Consider the following 16,343-nt stretch of genomic DNA (forward strand, 5'->3'; position numbering starts at 1 on the left):
GCTACCCGAGCACAACTCAAGCAAGGAGCACCAACGTTATGAACACCACCATCATGGTTGCATCCGGCCTTATGGGCATGGGCCAGGAACTCTATATGCTCATCGCCGGTCTCGGCGGCCTCGGCGCGCTGGGTGCCGGCATCCTCATTTCGCTGCGAACCTCATTCAAGATGGGCTTCGGTGCCGGGATCGCCGCCTTCTTCATGGGTGTGGCGCTGTCGGTGTGCATCCTCAACGCCGTCGGCTTCCGGGACATGGGCGTGCATGAACTGCGCGACCGCACCGGCTACACCCCCGGCATCTACAGCGGCCAATGACCCGCACACCCACACCGGTCCATACTGGCGATAACGCGAAGGTGTGGACCGGTATTCGTGATATCCCCATCTGGGCGGGAGAGTCCTCCGGCGGCAACCAACTGCCCTTCGGCCCTTATCGCACACCAGAACTCATGGTGATCGGGATCATCATGGTCCCCGCAGTCTTCTGGATCACCAGCCACACCCAGTCGCCCAGCGTGTGGTGGGTGCTGCTCGGCGCCCCACTGTCGACCGTGGTGTTCGTCCTGCTGCTCAGAGTGGTGCTTCCCAAGGCTAGGCCGACCGTCTCGGCACGCCTGATCTTCCTCACCAATTCCTGGCTTCCCCGCTCCCTGAGCACCTCGCCAGCAGCCCAGCCCGCGCCGCGCACCTCGCTACGCACCGACCACCGACCAAGGAAAGCCGATGCCACCGCGCGTTGATTCCTCATTTGACCCGCCACAGAGGGTCATTGGCAATCTGCGGTTCACCCGAACCGGCATCTACGCCGACTATCTCGTCCACGGCCTACCTGTCACTATGCGGGCCCTGCCTGTGCACGAACGCGCCGCACGACTCCACCGCAACCTCGGCCGAAACCTCCCCTCGGGTTCAGAGCTGTTCGGGCTGCTGGCATTCGAGGACCAAGACCGCATCCTGAAGAGCATCGTGGGCCGCTACCACGCCAACGGTGACTGGGTATCACACTGCCGGACTTGGGAACCCGTAATCGCCGACCCCGTTCAAACGGGACGAAACAGCGGGCCACAGCAACGGCTGCACTGGCTCACCATCCCTGTCGACTCCGGCCGACTCGGCCGCACTGTCACCGGCAAGGCCGAAAAACTCGGCAACTGGGTCATCGGACGCGACCCCGACTCCGACACCTCCCTGGCCGTCTACAGCGCGCTGGCCCACGAGATCACCTCCGCACTGCCCGACGAGTTCCACGTCACCGCTGCTACCCCCGCCCAGATCCTGTGGCACCACCGCCACAACATGTTGCGCGGCGCATTCACCGCACCCCTACCTGACCGTCGTGTCGGACCACATGAATTGTCCGCAGAACCGTTCGGCCGCTGGTGGTTCGACGAAGGCGCCAACAGTGAACGCCTCAATCGGTGGTGGCCCAGCCGCCGATCCCTGGTCCGCATCCAGGAACTCGACACCCACGGCCAACCGACAGGACCGGTGTCGTATCAGGCGATGCTGGCCGTCGACCAATACCCCGCCCGCGGGGTGCGCTTTCCCAAAGCCTCCTACCTGCGGGCACTGGACAATGTCGATACCCCCGCGATCGTCGACTGGGTGCAGCACCTCAACCTGCGCACCCCCGACCAGGCTCTGGCCGCCAACCGCCGTAACGCCAAGAACATCACGGACCAACAACAACAACGCGCCGCCAAGCGCGACGACGCCGACGCCGAGGACCTGGCCAACAAACTCGACGGGACACTCGACTATTCCAGCGAGCTCAACGCCAACCCGACGGAGCGCGAACTCGACGGGACCACCATCATCGCCGTCGGTGCCGCATCCATCGAGATCGTCGAAGACGCCGTCAAACAGATCCGCCAAGAACTCGATTCCGCGGCCATCGCGTTCAGCCGCTACCGCGGATCCCATCAGGTGCTGTGGAAGGCCTTCAACCCCGGCAGCGAAACCAAGCGTAGTCAACTCGACCAGTTCCGCAATCCCACCACCGCGCACCGCTGGTCCCGCTTCATGCCGCTGACCTCTGATGACTGCGGCAACTCCACCGGAAGCCCGCTGGCAGTCAGCCAGAACACCAATCGGCCCCGCATCATCCTGCACGACCCTGAAGGAACCGCCCGCCGTAACCACAACACTGGTTTGGCTATCGTCGGCGAGCCCGGATCCGGGAAGTCCAACCGCGCCAAGCTCTCCGCTGTCGAAGTAGCCCTGCGCCGGGGACACGTGCGGGTCTTCGACCCCGGCAAGCACGCCGAATGGGAGAAAGCGTTCCGCTCGTTGCCCGGTGTGCAGGCCATCGACCCCACTCGCTCCGAGATGTCACTGGATCCACTGGCGATCTTCCCTTATGAGGAAGCGTCCGCCAAAGCAGGCGATCACATCCTGCCCGTGATCGGCGTCGGCCCGCGCAGCATCATGCGCGCCCAGTTTGATGTCGCGCTACGCCCCGATAACCGGGAGCAAAACGGTATCCGACGCATGCGTGACCTCATCGAATACCTACGGACACAACCCAACCCGCACGATAGTGAACTTCTGCTGCGCCTGGAGTCGGCGGCGTCCTCGCACTACACCCAAGCGCTGTTCGATCCCGACCGCAAGCCCTACCTGACCGCCGACTCGGCCGTGACCATCTGGCTGACCCGCAACCTCGCCTTACCTGATGCCGACGACATCGAATCGGCCATGCACGGCGGATTCGATCTGTCGCCCCGCCAACTGGCCGGGATGGCGATCTACGGACTGCTCGTCGACCTCGAACAACAACATTTGTTCGAACGCCGAGACATATACGGCACCTTGATCTTTGAGGAGTGCGCCGAGATCCTTGCCTACCCTCCCGGCGCGCGCACCGCACATCTCATCACCACCCAGGGCCGCAAGAACGCTACCGGCATCTGGCTCGTCACACAGGACTATCGCCGACTGGCCCGGATGGGCACCGAATTCATCACCCAGAAGTGGCTCTTCCGGGTCACCGACGAGAAGTTGGCCGAGCAGACCCTGCAATGGGCAGGCATCGACCCGGCCCTGTACCCGGATGTCGTGCAGTCCTACATCGAGGACACCAGCCCCGCCAACACCACCCTCAGCGGCGGCGACGACGAGGAGATCGGATACGTCGAACCGCACCGCCGCGGCGAAGGATTCGTCGTCGACGAGTTCCGCCGCCATGCCCGCGCCAAGTTTCTCGGCGCTCCTACCGATGAGCTGGCCGAGGACCTCGACAGCACCGCCCCGGTGAGCGCGGCATGAGCGCACACACCCGTACCGATCGCCTCGCCGCCTGGCTCGCCGCACACCCCCGCGGCCGCCGCTTCGCCTCCGTCATGGCCGTCGTTCACGCCCTGACGCTGTGGGCGCTAGCCGCCGCACCGTCGGCCGCCGCCTCAGCCGGCGCGGCAGCGCTGGGGTGGACCGGCCTGCACGACACCTACGGCGTCCCGCTCAAGGACTATTTCCTGTCGGTCGTCGACACTCCAGAAGCCATCACCAACAACGGCCAGGGAATCTCGCTGCTGGACCCTGAGACACTGCTGAACTGGGCCGGTGAAGCCATCCAAACCGGCATTACCCACTCGACCGCCGCATGGTGGCTCACCACCATCACCGCCTTCTATATCTTCGGCATCGGAATCGCGTTGTGGCTGCTGCGATTCGCCCTCTCCGGCACGTGGCTGGTCACCCTGGCCCAAATCGCCCGCCCGGTCTACAACGCGGTCACCACGGTGGCCAACCAAATGTATCTCGGCCCCATCGCCATTACCGTGTGCGCGATTATCGGTGGCATCAACATCCTGCGCGGGCACCGCGGCCGCGGGTGGGCGATCATTGGCACCGGCGTGTTGTTCACGGTCCTGCTGCTGACCGTGTTCGCCGACCCGATCACCGACCTCTACAGCGACCATGGGCTCTTGGCGATGGGCCGCTCCGTCGGCTTCGCCATTGCCCAAGCCACCCGCGGCGGCCCATACTCTGCCGGTCAGCCGCTCGACGTCCAACTCGATACCATGCTCGCCCAGCTCGTCACCCACGGCGTCCGCCGCCCACTACAGGTCGTCAACTTCGGGTTCGTTGTCGACGACACCGGCAGCTGCGCCGGCGCCTGGTCAAGCGCGATCACCGCCGCCAACGGCCAAGGCGCCGGACCCGCACATGCTATGGCCAGCTGTGGTGCACCCCAAGCCCTTGCCCACGTCCAGCAGCTCGGTGGAAGCGACGCCGTCACCGCATTCGTCTTCCTTATCGCCGGAATGACGTTCTCCCTGTTCATCTGGTATGTCGCCATGTCGACTTTCCTCGTCGGACTCAAAGCCGCCTACTACGGCACTGTGCTCGGCCCGTCGTTTATGGTCGGCATGACCGGGCTGGCCGATCGCGCCCTGGCCTACGCGAAGCACTGCGGTTGGCAGCTGTTCATCCATGCCGTCGAATTGGCTTTTTACACAGCATTTCTCGGCATCGTGGTCGTCTGGCTGGGCTGGACGCTCACCACCACCATGCTCGGCACTGGAACGATCACCGTCGTGCCACGCATGCTTATCCTGATGCTGGCCTCGGTCGCCTCCATGCTGCTTTTCCGCTACATCGACAAACGCTTTCACGCCTACGGAGTCGGCACGATCGCCCGCACCATCCACGGCGTGTGGGGCAACGCCGCGAGCAGCGGTAGAGCCCAGTACGAGGCCGCCCGCGACCGAGTCAATCAAGCACAGTCGGTCGGCGGACGCCTACGCGACCGCTTCGGCCGCACCAACACCGCCGACGGCGACGCCGGCCAGGCCGGTGCGCCCACACCGGAGTTCGACACGTTCAAACCGCGGCCCTCCAGCCGCGCTCCGGCTTCGGCCAGCCGTAGCGCCACCGGAACCGCCGCACAGACCACCGCCCGCACCGGCGCCAGCCAAGCCGCCGACGCCACTGCTACAGCGGGCACACGAGCTGCTGCCGGAACGGCCGCCGAAGGCGCCGGCGCAGTCGTCGCCCCTGAAGTGGCCCTACCCGCCGCGGCGGCGGTGGCTGCTACCTACGCAGTGCGCAAGCACCGCCAGAACAAGCAGAGCCCGGACCCCGGGCCCAGCCCCGACCGGCGGCCCCCACGCAACGCCACCCACACACCACCTCGCGACGAACGCCACGTCTCGGCCGCCGACACCAGTCACGGCACCTTCCCAGGCCGCCCCAGTAACGGTCGCCGCGGGATGCGAGACGTCACCCCGACCGCCACCGAGGTGGCGCCGACCGGTGTCGAAGCGCCACCGCTGGAGCAGTCCCGGCGCAGCCGACTGGAAGCCCCCGATACCGCCGAGGGCACGCCCCTAGAATTTCGGTCAGGACGCCCGACCGGCACACCCGAGAACCGCAAAGGTGAGCAATCGTGAATGCACGCGACTATCTCGACAGCGGTATCGCCGCGCTCGGCCTAACCGGCGCAACGCCGGACCTCAACCAGGCCCGCATCGCGTTCCGCCGCGCCACCGAAATCGACCCCAGCATGTGCGACGCCTGGATGGGGCTGGCCGCCGCCGGCGACACATCGGTCACCACGTTGCGCAACGCCCACCACGCCAGCGCCACCCTGCACCGTGAAACCCGCCGCATCGGGTTGGCCGACGATGATCTGCGGCCCGTGGTGGCCTCCCCAGGCGGCTACATCGCCCTCTACCCGACCAGCCCCGTCAGCCTCGCACTGGCCCACGTCGTCGCGCTCACCGCCGCCGGCGACTACGACAATGCCGAAAAGGCCCTCGACGACATCGAGATCACCCGCGAACCAGCCCGCGAACCCATCCACAAGTTCGTCGGCGCCACCCTGCACTTTGTCACCCACCGCTGGCCCGACGTCCTGGAATGGGCCTCCCGCCCAACCCACCAGCCTGCATCGGTCATCGACGACGCCACCACCTTGCTTGCCGGCATTGCCCACACAGGATTGGGCCAGTTCGACACCGCCCTCACCGTCCTCGAACCCCTCACCGCGGCTCGCGTCCCCGAAACCATCGCCGCCGACGCCGCCGTCTACCGCGGCCTGTGCCACCGCGCCGTACACGACGAAGCCGCAGCCCGCACGCAGTTCCGCACCGCCACCGTCGAGGGCACCCTGCGACCAGCAGCGCAAACCGCGCTCAACGATTCGAGCTTTGGACCAGTGGTCACCACAGCCGAAGCGATCGCCGCCCGTACTGATCGCTGGAACCCCGAATCAGGGCCCACCACGACGGAAATCGCCAAAGCACACAAGCGGCAAGAAGCCCAAGACGTCCTGAACGCGGCCGAACAGGAGCTTGCCGCATTCATCGGACTGCACCGCGTCAAAGCGCACGTCATCGAACTCAAGAATGTCCAGCATTACGACCAGATCATGGCCCAACGCGGCCTCGCCGAGGACGACGGCGAAGCATCCTCTCTACACATGGCCCTCGTCGGTCCCCCCGGCACCGCCAAAACGTCCATCGCGCGCATCATGTGCAAGATGTATTTCGGTCTCGGCATCCTCCAATCTCCCGAATTCATCGAGGTGTCCCGCGAACAACTCGTCGGGGAACACATCGGCGAGACCGAGGCCAAGACCCGCGCACTCCTCGAAAGCGCAAGAGGCCGAGCACTATTCGTCGACGAAGCTCCCACCCTCTACAAGCCTGACCTCGAGCGAGACTTCGGCCGCAACGCGCTCGACACCATCATGAAGTTCGCCGAAGATCACCGCCGCGACACGCTGATTTGCCTGGCCGGCTATGCCGCGCCGATGAGCACCCTCATGTCGGCCAACCCCGGCCTGCGATCCCGCTTCCCCCACAAACTTGAGTTCGACTCCAACACAGCTGCCGAAACCGTCGAGATTGCTGACCTTTTCGCCAGGAAATTCCGCGTCACCATCAGCGAACCCGCCAACGACTACTTTGCCTCTGTCGCGCACTGGTTGTGCACCACCCGCGCCAGCGACGACCACGCGGCCCTGCTCGGCGAGATCGACAACCCAGATGCCCTGCTCATCGACGTCGCTTCCAACGGCCGCTATGTACGCAACGTCCTTTCGGAGGCGACCACAAAGATGAAGGCCCGAAACGCGACTGACCCCACCATTGACCTCATGACCGCGGACTTCGACACCATCCGCACCATCGACGTCCGCGACATGCGCGACGCGATAAACCACGTGCTCACAGCCAACGAGATCCGACCGCCCCAGCCCTCACTCTGACCGCGTCCTCGCACGGACGACTATCGACCTCTGGGCTACCGATAGACGGGCTGGGCGTCTACTTTGAGCCACTGTCCCGACCTGGCAACGCTCAGAAGTGAGCGGTGCGACGCAGTCCGGTCGTGCTGCGCCTGCGTCCGCGCGTCCCGCTGCGTCCCGGACAGTGACGAGTTGCGGATCCCGATCAGTGTGGTTAGCGCGGGGTCGGCCGAGTTGCCGGTCACCGGGCGACGCGTCAACCAGCCAGAGCGAGCGAGCTGTTCGGCCGCACGAAGGACCGTTCTCCTGCGTGACTGAGGAAGCTCGCCGAGCACGCGCTCAAGCACGGTGAGCAGCTCCGATACGACTTCGCCGGATGCGATGCTCCACAGCGCGAGTGCCCATTCTGCTCGGCCATGTTCGTCAACACTGGCATCCAGTTGTTGTCGCCACCAGTTCGCGTCGTTGATGTTCGCTCGGGCTTGACCAAGAAGCTCGGATGGGTGACCCGTACTTCCAAACGCCGAGGCGCCGGGCTTCTTCACAAATGCGGTGGCGAGGGGCGAAGCAGCGCCGATGATGGCGATCTCGGAGGCGAGCCAGCCGCGACCGGCGTGCTCGTAGAGGGCGGCTGCGGTGTTTATCCACGGGAAGGTGCTGCCCTTGTGGCCAGCCTTGAATATTCGCTCTTTGGCGATCGAAGCGTATGCGGAGTGAGCGCTTCTGAGCTGGTTGATGGCTTCGCTCCGACGCCGCTTTGTGCTGTCGTCTCGGTCAACGAACCCGGTTGTGGAGCTGGTGTAGAAGTCGTCAGGCGAAAGCGCGGCTGCGACCTGTGCTGGCATCGACCGGATCGAGGTCACCCGCGCGCACTGTCCGTCCAATACGGCGCCCAGGAGCGCTGCCTCGAGCTGGCCGCCCGGAGGCGGCACGAACCCAGTATTGAGAAGAAGCTCTGCGGCGCCGTCGGACAAGTCGAGTTCGTCGAGCTCTGCAATCATTCCGGCGGCAGCCTCGCATTCAGCTCCGAGCCTCAGCCAGGCGTTTTGTTGCGGAGTGCCGATCGCCTCCGAGAGCTTCTGGTACCACCAACTGGCGAACAGGCCGCGTTGATTTAGCAGTTCTCGCAGTGCGCGAACGCGCTGATTGTTCGCCTGGTCAGATGGGTCCTTGCTGATCACTGTTGTGAGCCGCGTCCATACCGGGTCGAGGCCGTCTTCGTCGGGAAGGTCTGGCAGCTGCGGCAGAGCGGTGATGTCGCGACGGTCGAGCGCCGGCAGCAGGACGGGGAGTCCGGTGTCGGAGCAGAGTGCGGTGAGGACTTTGCGCGCCTCGCGGGGACGGCGCTGGAACACACCGTCGGTGAGCAGTGTCCAGGCGGCCAGGTATGACGCGGTGGACGAGCCGTGTGACAGCTCGTCTTCGATGCCGGCGGTGAGGGTGTAAATCCCGTTTCCCTTCGCGTTGCCGCCATAGAACCTGGCGGTGTTGAGCCAGTAGGGTCGGCGCAGCAACTCACGAAGCACAGCTGTGCTGTCGAAAGAAGGGTTGTCCTCCCCCGCGTTGCGGTACAGGAATCTTGCGGCGAAATACTCCCGCAGCGAGAGGACCTCGAACTCGTAGGTTCCATCGACCTTGCCGGTGAGTGCCCACAGACGGTCGCTGGCGCCCTCGAAAAGTTCGTCAACGATCGATTCGCGATTGCCGTAGGTACGTTGGAAGTGGCGCATCGCCTCCTTGAGTTCGGCGACGGTCATGCGGCCGTTGATCTGCGACTCTTCGGTATGCGCGTGCAGGTACCAGCCAAGGAACGGGATGATCTCGATGAGTTCTTCCTTGTGGTTCCGAACAGTTTTGGGGTTCTTGTTCGCCTCACGCGCGAGAAGAAGGTCGACGTACTTGTCGTAGAGATCGGTGCGCTGGGTGGGGGTGGCGGCTCCCTGCTCGTGGAGGAGATCGAGCAAGATCGTCAGCTGCATCGGGTTGCCGGCGAGCTCGTTGATGTAGGGCTCGCGGCTCTTGTCCTTGAAGCTCCTTCGCAACGTCCGACCGTCTTTGCCTCTGATTCCGCGGACCGCGCACCACTTGCGGAGATAGTCGTCGCGCTGCTCGGTGGCCAACTGGTTGAGGGTGACGATGTCGAACAGGTCCGGGGACGGCTCGGACAACTCGCCTGCGCTGGGACGAGTGGTGACCACGACTTTCGGCGGATCAGCGTAGGCCTTGCCGCGACCGACGAACTTGTCGATGGCTTTGACGACCTTGCCTCGGATGGTGGGGCTTCCGACCTCGTCGAGACCGTCCAGCACGACCAGACTGGGTACGCGGTCAAAGATGTCCTGTACGTCCTTGGCGTTGACCTTTCTTCCGCCGCTTTCGTGGGTCATCAGGTCGGCGAGGAAGCACTCGACTGTTGCCCGGTCTCCTGTGCGCACCTTCGACCTGGGGCGTTTGCGGTCATCGGCGTGGTCCCAGACGTCGGTACCGCTGAGCCAGAGTGCGTAGTCACTCAGGTCGACCCGGATCGGGAAGCGCGGCTGGCCCTGCTTGGGCAACGCACCGGGTCGTTCCGCTTCAGGCACGAACGAGCTTCGGTGCGCCTGGCACAGGTACTGGCTCAGCGTCGACTTGCCTTGACCGGGGGCGCCGCGTACCAGGGTGAAAGGCGTCGGCGAGTGCAGCAGGTAATTGGCCGCGCCGCCGACGGTGGTCGGGTCCCGTGCTTGCCGGTGCTGGTCCCCCGCAGCGTGGACCCGGTCAGCGGTGACGTCAACGAAGAGGTCCACCACATTTTCTCTGTCGACATCAGATTGGCTGAACTTGACGCGTTTGTCGTCCTCCCACTGGGCCGCCGCGACTTTGCGGATCAAGTCGCGAAGTCCCTTGTCCTTGGCGGCGCCGACGTGTTCGGCGACGAGATAGCGCACAAGGTCCCAGCCGGCCAGCATCTCGGCGTAGGCCCACTTCGTCTCGGTGGGGGCGTTGTCCACCCACGGGTTCAGCGCCTCACGCCAGATGCAGGTCATTTGCTCGTAACCGAAGTCCTTTGCGTACTCTTCGAGCTTCTTGTCCAGCTGGGCGAAGGTCCCCGATTCCGGCTTGGCCGTGCTGCCCACGTTGGTGACCAATATGTAGTGCCGAACGCCTAGCCCGGCGAGGCGGCGCAGGCTGTCCGCCTCATCCCGCACTACTCCGTCCAGCCAGGCCACGGGGTTCTTTTCTTTTCCACTGACGGACCACTTGACCTGGTAGATGAGGATCTTCCCGAGGTCGGACTTGCGGAAGCCGTCGATTCCTCCGTCGGTCTGGCGAAGAGCCATGGGGATGAAGTCAGGGAACTGGCTCGCAAGCAGCGCGCTGACCAACTGTTGGAAGTCGTGATCGCCGAGGCGCTCATAGAGATACCGATGTCGACTCTCGGGCACGGGCTGCCTCCTTCGCTGTACCCGATCGTCTCGCCGCCCCGGTCGGGAACTTCTCGTGCGCAGATCCATTCAATCTGGACTTACTGACACGATCACGGAAGCTCGCCGTCGTATCGCGTCGCGCCATCGGTCAGGTACTCCGCGCTCCACACCCCGGCGCAGCGGATAGTCACTCGGGCTCCTGCCCTTGCAGGGCGTTGATGAGACGGGCCACGGCAGCACCGAGGGCAGGCAGGCCGGTCGTGCTGCCGGTGACGTGGACAATGTAGCCGCACCGGACGTAAAAGCCGATGACGACGATCGCGACGAGCACAGTTGCCAAGACCGCGGCATGGAACGGCTTCATGAGTGTGCCCTTTCGCTGGGCTTGGGCGGAGGAACGGTTGAGCTGCCGGCTGAGCCGTGCCGCGAATTGGAGGGCGTATCTACACTTTGCCCGCGCGCTGGGCCCCGATTTACAGGGTCGGTGTGTCTGCATGACCCGAGGTATATGCCGGGCGGGTCACCAATCCGGTCGCGCGTCCTGAACAAGATCGGTGTGCCCGCAGAGGGACAATTCGCAGTTCCGGCCAGCGACGCCGCTGCCGTGCTGCTGGCCCACTTGCCCCGCGCGCCGGAGAAGAAGAGGTTGAACCTGTCGATGCGGCCGCGAACTCGCATGCGCGAGACGGTACGGCTGCGGGGTGCAAACGGACTTGACCAGCTACGAATCGTCCGCACCGCCCGAAACGCTTCGAGGTGGCCCGCCAACGCTCGTCGCTGACCGGTATCCCGCTCGTGACAGGATCGCAGCCCAGTTTCCGTCCCGCACCCGTGCTGGGCGGGCGTAGCGTTATTCGCGTGACGGCAGCGCGGCGCTCCCCGTGGCTCGACGACCGAACGGGGGTCCTTCTGGACAGACTGGCCGCACACCACATGGCGTTGCCCGAAGAAGCTGCTCGCCAGGTGATCTCCGATCACCTCGACCGCACAGCGACTCTGATGCGTATCGGCCGGCAGGCCGCAAAGTTCTACGTCACCGACGACGTCATCCGAAAGATCGCCGATCAGCTCCTGGGCATCGATGCCGCCCAAGGCGAGCCCGATGTCGTGTCACTGTTGGAACGACGCCGGCGCAAGCACCGCTGACATCTCGGATCAGGCGCGAAGCGCCGCCGTCTGGCGCGATTCCGGAGTGTGGGTGTGGGTGTCGCGCGCTGCGCGAGCTGTCCCGAGGATGAGCCGCACCGTGCTGTGATGCACGTCGAGCCGCGTGGCGATCTCGTTTACTTTCACCCCCACCGCGTCGAGCGCCAGAACGCGCTGCACCGTCTCCGGGGATTGCCTGATCTTACGGGTGCGCAACACGACCAGTGCGCGCTGCGCATGATCGTCCCCCACGACAGCATCGACGTCGTGTTCCCCAACCTCGTCGTCATCGAACCCATCGACCATGTCGAAGTCGAGGTCCTCGTAGTTACCCTCGTTAGCGGCCTCCTCGGGTCGCCACAGCGCCAGCAACGCCAGCGTCGCCTGCGCGATCGACACATCGACGATCACGGGCCACATCCACGCCAGTATTTCGGGGATGCCGGAGCGAACAGCCAAGTCCCGCAACGCTTCAAACGACAAGACGAACGCAAACACAGCGAGAAGCCCAGTCGACGTCAGCGCCAACCGAAAAGTCACCTTCGACCGACGCCCGCTGCGCACGAGCATAGACAATCCTTCGATCGACAGCATCAAGATGATCGGTGGAGCGACAGCGACCCCGACCGCCAGCGGTGCGGGCACCGCGAGATCGGTGGCTACCAGTGAGTGCGCGGCGTTGCCGGCGATCGACGCCGAACTTGCCATGATCAGAACCGTCCAGAAGAACCATTTCGCGCGCCGTTCGTGCCGGCGTGCCTCGACGTCGAGTACTTCACGTCCGGATGCGGTCAACGAGTCGGTCATGGACTAATCATTCTCGGCATCAACCAGTTTCGTCCAACACCAGCACCACATCCGCCCTTGTGCGGGGTTAAAGAGGATCGGTGTAGGTCCTTGTACCGTTGGACACGTGCGGTGTCCAGCAGCGGTCATCCCACCACCGTTGCGGGTAGCGCCGTGTCGGGTCGGCATACCAGCCCTGTACGGGAACGACAGCCGCCTCGAGCTGAATGCCGTCGGGCAGGTCCTGCAACCGGTATCCCATGTCCGCTAGTTCCTGCAGGGCGTCAGCCTCCTTGAGCCGGTTCGCCATCATCGCGCCAACGTCGAACGAGTCGACGTGGATGAACGTGCGATCGCCACGTGGGCCGGTGGCATCGCTGAACACCACCACCCAGCGGTAGCCCTGCGCATAGAGGTTGGCCATCGCCTCATCGGCGGGCAGCTCGTCCAATCCCCCACACTCGTGTCGGGCAGTAGCCCAGCTCGTCGTTGACGTGTCTGTAGTACTAGGCTTTCGGCAAAACCTCTGATTGGTCGCGTGTCACGTGATGATCCCGTAGTGCTGCCGGACCGCCGACCAGTCATCGACCCTCGACAGCTGCCCCCTGCTTCTGTCAGTATGTGTTCTACCTGAGGAAAGGTTGCTCGTTACGGAAGGTAATGCCGGGCAGCTCGACGGAGAACTGATCGGTCGTCAGGCGAATCATGTTGCCCGCCTGATCAATCGTGACGTCAGGATCATAGTCAGGCGACGGGCGCACCGCCACGGAGATCCACGCACCCGGACAAGGGTTGGAACGCCCGTTGTGCACCACCATCGTCGGCGGCCGGGGCGGCTGGGCAGCCATGTCGCGGGTCGACCAGATACGCGAGGACGCTGGGGTCATCTCCCACTGCCCGGCATGGTCATACACCGCCACCACTTCACCCGAGGCCGCCGACCGTCGAATCAGCTGCCGCACCAGCACATCCGACTGAGGGTTAACGGCCACCCGGGTCGGCTGCTGCGGATCCGACAGCGGCATCAGCACCATAGCGTCGCGGACTGCACCCACCAGGATTCCCGACGGGCCCACGCTGAGCGACTGGTCCAGTCGCACATCGACAGGGATGCTGGGTAAGCCGGTCAACCGCCGGGCACCTGGCATCGTGTCCAATAGCGGATCCCACTGGCGCCCCGTGAACCGGTTCAGGATGCCCCCCGGGGTGGTGGTGATCGGCTTGATCGTCGTGTACCGCACCAACGCACTGACCGAAACACCAGTGGTGTTGCGCCGCAACGCTACTACCAGTGCTGTGTGGTCGGCGTTGTAGGACCACACAGCATCCAGGTTGGATCCGGTCAGGTCCGCAGCGGAAAAGAAGTGGCTGGTGACGAACCCATGCCCGGGCTGATGCAGCGCTGACCAGCGGTCGGTGAACGTTGCCCCGAGCACCTCGGCGCCGCCCACGCTGGCCGCAGCCGCCTCGCGCATCTGGGCCGTATTGAGGATTTCGGCGCGGCAATTGTTCTGCCGCAACGCTTTGACGATGCGCTGCGTCGCCGCCGCGGCGGCCGCGACCGAGTTGCGCCGCCACAGCAGACCTGCGGTGGTGTCGGCAGCATGAGCGTCCAAGCGCACCACCAACGTGGTGGAGCGCTGCCCGACCGCTGAGCGGCTCCCCAGAAACGCCGAGTACACCTCGGCGTAGCTGTCGCTGGAGGTGCGGCGGCCCTCGCACAGCACATCCACATCCACACCCAGGTCGGCCTGGCGCATTTCGTTGGCGATCACACTCAGCGGCAACGTATTCGGCGTATCGGTCTGCAGCGGCTTGAGCAGCGTCGGTCGATACGACTTACCCCACACACTGACCATCGTCACCACCGTGTGCCCCTCAACAAGGACACCCAGCGTGGAACCGTCTACCTGGACGTCGCTGAACTCGCCCAACTCGATACGGTGCCGACGCTCCCGCAGCCACGCCATGACACGGATCAGCCACTGCCACAACGACAAACCGCCGACCGTCACCACCAGCAGCAGCACGGCCAACCCGGCCCCGACACCGATCGCCACCGGCAACCCCACCCCGCACGCGATCAGCCCCAGAGCGACCACCATAGCGGCCACCTCGGCGATCACCACCGATCGCGCACTGCCGCGCACCGAAAATACTGGTTGCTTCACTGAACCCGTCCTCGCCGCCGCATCACCGTTACCACCCACAGCACTATGCCCACCACCACCGAAGCAGCACCCACGACCGCAGCAGTCCCCCAACGCGGGCGCGGGTCCGGCGCCGGAGGCTCCGGCGGAATGTGCAACGGCATCCGTACCCCCGGAGCCAGCCAATCCCCCGGGGGCACATCCCACGTCAACGCCGCAACCGGATCGACCACTCCGTATCCGACCACCGAATCACGCCCACCCGCAGGCGGATGCGCGGTCGCCTGCAACCGCCGAATTATCTGATGCGCCGACAGCTCCGGGTATTTCGCGCGCACTAGGGCGGCGATGCCAGAGACGAACGCTGCGGCGAACGAGCTGCCCGCGATCGGCTTGAGCGCATCATTCTCGATCGAGCCATTGATCACCTGCCCCGACGTCGACAACCCGACAATGTCGGTGCCCGGTGCAGCCAGACCCACCCACGGGCCGTGAAGTGAGGCTGCCTGACCCGTCAACGGTGCCCCCGCACTATCGGTGGCCGACACCGACAACACGTAGTCGCTGAACCAGGCCGGGGTAGCGATCGTCTGCACCGTATTCCAGGCCAACGGATCTGAGCGGTCAGCGGGAACCGGATCCGGATTCTGTGCGCAGCCCTGCGTCCCGGCATTGCCTGCAGCAGCCACGATTACGACATCGCGATCCACTGCCGCATAGCGCAGCGCAGCGCCCAGCACCGCCTGATCGGTTGGCTTACCCACCGCCACACACGACACCACAGAAATGTTGATGACCTTCACGCCGAGGTTCGCCAGGTGCACGATCGCCCGCGCCAGCGAGTTGATATCCCCCGCGCGACGCACATCCTGGGGGTTGTCCACCAACTGCGGATCGGCATACCCGAACGTCTGCGCGGACTGCCGGATCGACACCAGCGTGGCGTCCGGGGCGATCCCGATCAACCCATCCGGGCCCCCGCCCGCCGGCGGTGTCCCCGGCAGCGGCACCACCGGACCCACCGCGGGACCCCAAGCCGGGGCGTCTGGCGGAGGCCCGTCCGGCGGCGGCGGAGGCGGCGGAGGCGGCGGAGCGACGGTCGCCGTGGCGGTCACCGTCACCGTGGGAGGCGGCGGAGGCGGCCGAATCGGTGCAGGAGGCGGCGCTGCTTCCGGCAACGGTGCAGGCACCGCCCACCGCGGCTGCACCGGCAGCGGTGGGCCAGAGGGGGCCGCACCGATCAACGAGGCGATCACCGTTCCGTGCGCGTCACAATCGGCCAGCCCGTCCCCGTAACGGCCCATCACGTAGTCGCCGCCGGCCACCAGGTGCGGAAGCCTCGGCTGCGGCGCCACACCGGTATCGATGATCCCGACCACTACCCCCGCGCCGGTCGATTCCTTCCAAGCAGCCGGCATGTCGAGCATCTGCAACGCCGGCGGCAACTCCGCAAAGTTGCTGCCCGGCAGCACCGCCGTCTGCACACATGCGGCGACCTGCTTCATCGGCTGATCGGGGGCGGGCTCAGGATCAGCCGGGGCAGGCCCCGGCGGAACATCCGGCGGAACGATCGCCGCCGCCCACCCCGACGAACCCACCACCAGAACGCTGACCGCTGCGATCGCAGCGGCCCAGCGCAGCACCTGCGTGCGCATCGTCG

General features: G+C 65.2%; 12 protein-coding genes. 6 read left to right on the forward strand and 6 right to left on the reverse strand.

Annotated elements, in window-relative coordinates; all coding sequences use genetic code 11:
- Positions 1-38 precede the first annotated feature (38 nt).
- Genes ORI27_RS15945 through ORI27_RS15965 form a run of 5 tightly spaced genes read left to right on the forward strand, consistent with a single transcriptional unit; the run spans position 39 to position 7,215 of the window.
- Positions 39-317 (forward strand): hypothetical protein, encoded by a 279-nt coding sequence (locus tag ORI27_RS15945; protein WP_265997869.1) that lies wholly within the window; start codon positions 39-41, stop codon positions 315-317.
- Positions 314-742 carry a hypothetical protein gene (locus tag ORI27_RS15950; protein ID WP_265997868.1) on the forward strand — a complete coding sequence of 143 codons (429 nt, stop codon included), beginning with the start codon at positions 314-316 and terminating at the stop codon, positions 740-742. The genes ORI27_RS15945 and ORI27_RS15950 overlap by 4 nt, the downstream gene beginning before the upstream one ends.
- On the forward strand, positions 726-3,269 hold the full coding sequence (locus tag ORI27_RS15955) for an ATP-binding protein (protein WP_265997867.1): 2,544 nt from the start codon (positions 726-728) through the stop codon (positions 3,267-3,269). Before ORI27_RS15950 ends, ORI27_RS15955 begins: the two co-directional genes overlap by 17 nt.
- Entirely contained in the window at positions 3,266-5,395 is a 2,130-nt protein-coding gene (locus ORI27_RS15960) for a hypothetical protein (protein WP_265997865.1), read from the forward strand. Before ORI27_RS15955 ends, ORI27_RS15960 begins: the two co-directional genes overlap by 4 nt.
- A complete protein-coding gene (locus tag ORI27_RS15965; RefSeq protein ID WP_265997863.1) occupies positions 5,392-7,215 on the forward strand; it encodes an AAA family ATPase in 1,824 nt (607 codons plus the stop codon). The genes ORI27_RS15960 and ORI27_RS15965 overlap by 4 nt, the downstream gene beginning before the upstream one ends.
- 35 nt (positions 7,216-7,250) lie before the next feature.
- Here ORI27_RS15965 and ORI27_RS15970 read toward each other — a convergent pair whose 3' ends face one another.
- Both ORI27_RS15970 and ORI27_RS15975 read right to left on the reverse strand, forming a co-directional pair.
- Complete coding sequence (locus tag ORI27_RS15970) at positions 7,251-10,619, reverse strand: NACHT domain-containing protein (RefSeq protein ID WP_265997861.1); 3,369 nt, start codon at positions 10,617-10,619, stop codon at positions 7,251-7,253.
- A 169-nt stretch (positions 10,620-10,788) separates the two neighbouring features.
- The gene (locus ORI27_RS15975; RefSeq protein WP_265997860.1) at positions 10,789-10,965 is read right to left on the reverse strand and encodes a hypothetical protein; all 177 of its coding nucleotides are present in this window, start codon (positions 10,963-10,965) and stop codon (positions 10,789-10,791) included.
- Positions 10,966-11,459: 494 nt separating this feature from the next.
- Here ORI27_RS15975 and ORI27_RS15980 point away from each other — a divergent pair, with 494 nt between their 5' ends.
- Entirely contained in the window at positions 11,460-11,747 is a 288-nt protein-coding gene (locus tag ORI27_RS15980; protein ID WP_265997859.1) for a hypothetical protein, read from the forward strand.
- Positions 11,748-11,756: 9 nt separating this feature from the next.
- On the opposite strand, the gene ORI27_RS15985 is transcribed toward ORI27_RS15980, so the two are convergent.
- From ORI27_RS15985 to ORI27_RS16000, 4 genes are all read right to left on the reverse strand, one after another.
- Complete coding sequence (locus ORI27_RS15985) at positions 11,757-12,554, reverse strand: DUF2637 domain-containing protein (protein WP_265997858.1); 798 nt, start codon at positions 12,552-12,554, stop codon at positions 11,757-11,759.
- Positions 12,555-12,621: 67 nt separating this feature from the next.
- Complete coding sequence (locus ORI27_RS15990) at positions 12,622-12,984, reverse strand: hypothetical protein (protein ID WP_265997857.1); 363 nt, start codon at positions 12,982-12,984, stop codon at positions 12,622-12,624.
- Between the two features lie 175 nt (positions 12,985-13,159).
- Positions 13,160-14,704, reverse strand: coding sequence for a type VII secretion protein EccE (gene eccE, locus ORI27_RS15995; protein WP_265997856.1), 1,545 nt, complete (start codon positions 14,702-14,704; stop codon positions 13,160-13,162).
- Entirely contained in the window at positions 14,701-16,338 is a 1,638-nt protein-coding gene (locus ORI27_RS16000; protein WP_265997854.1) for a S8 family serine peptidase, read from the reverse strand. Before ORI27_RS16000 ends, eccE begins: the two co-directional genes overlap by 4 nt.
- Positions 16,339-16,343 lie beyond the last annotated feature (5 nt).

It is taken from the genome of Mycobacterium pinniadriaticum (assembly GCF_026242045.1).
GTDB lineage: Bacteria > Actinomycetota > Actinomycetes > Mycobacteriales > Mycobacteriaceae > Mycobacterium > Mycobacterium pinniadriaticum.

Bases quoted from the DNA above. Each gene is read 5' to 3' on its own strand.
- ORI27_RS15945 (WP_265997869.1), top strand. From the start codon at position 39: ATGAACACCACCATCATGGTTGCATCCGGCCTTATGGGCATGGGCCAG.
- ORI27_RS15950 (WP_265997868.1), top strand. From the start codon at position 314: ATGACCCGCACACCCACACCGGTCCATACTGGCGATAACGCGAAGGTG.
- ORI27_RS15955 (WP_265997867.1), top strand. From the start codon at position 726: ATGCCACCGCGCGTTGATTCCTCATTTGACCCGCCACAGAGGGTCATT.
- ORI27_RS15960 (WP_265997865.1), top strand. From the start codon at position 3,266: ATGAGCGCACACACCCGTACCGATCGCCTCGCCGCCTGGCTCGCCGCA.
- ORI27_RS15975 (WP_265997860.1), bottom strand. From the start codon at position 10,965: ATGAAGCCGTTCCATGCCGCGGTCTTGGCAACTGTGCTCGTCGCGATC.
- ORI27_RS15985 (WP_265997858.1), bottom strand. From the start codon at position 12,554: ATGACCGACTCGTTGACCGCATCCGGACGTGAAGTACTCGACGTCGAG.
- ORI27_RS16000 (WP_265997854.1), bottom strand. From the start codon at position 16,338: ATGCGCACGCAGGTGCTGCGCTGGGCCGCTGCGATCGCAGCGGTCAGC.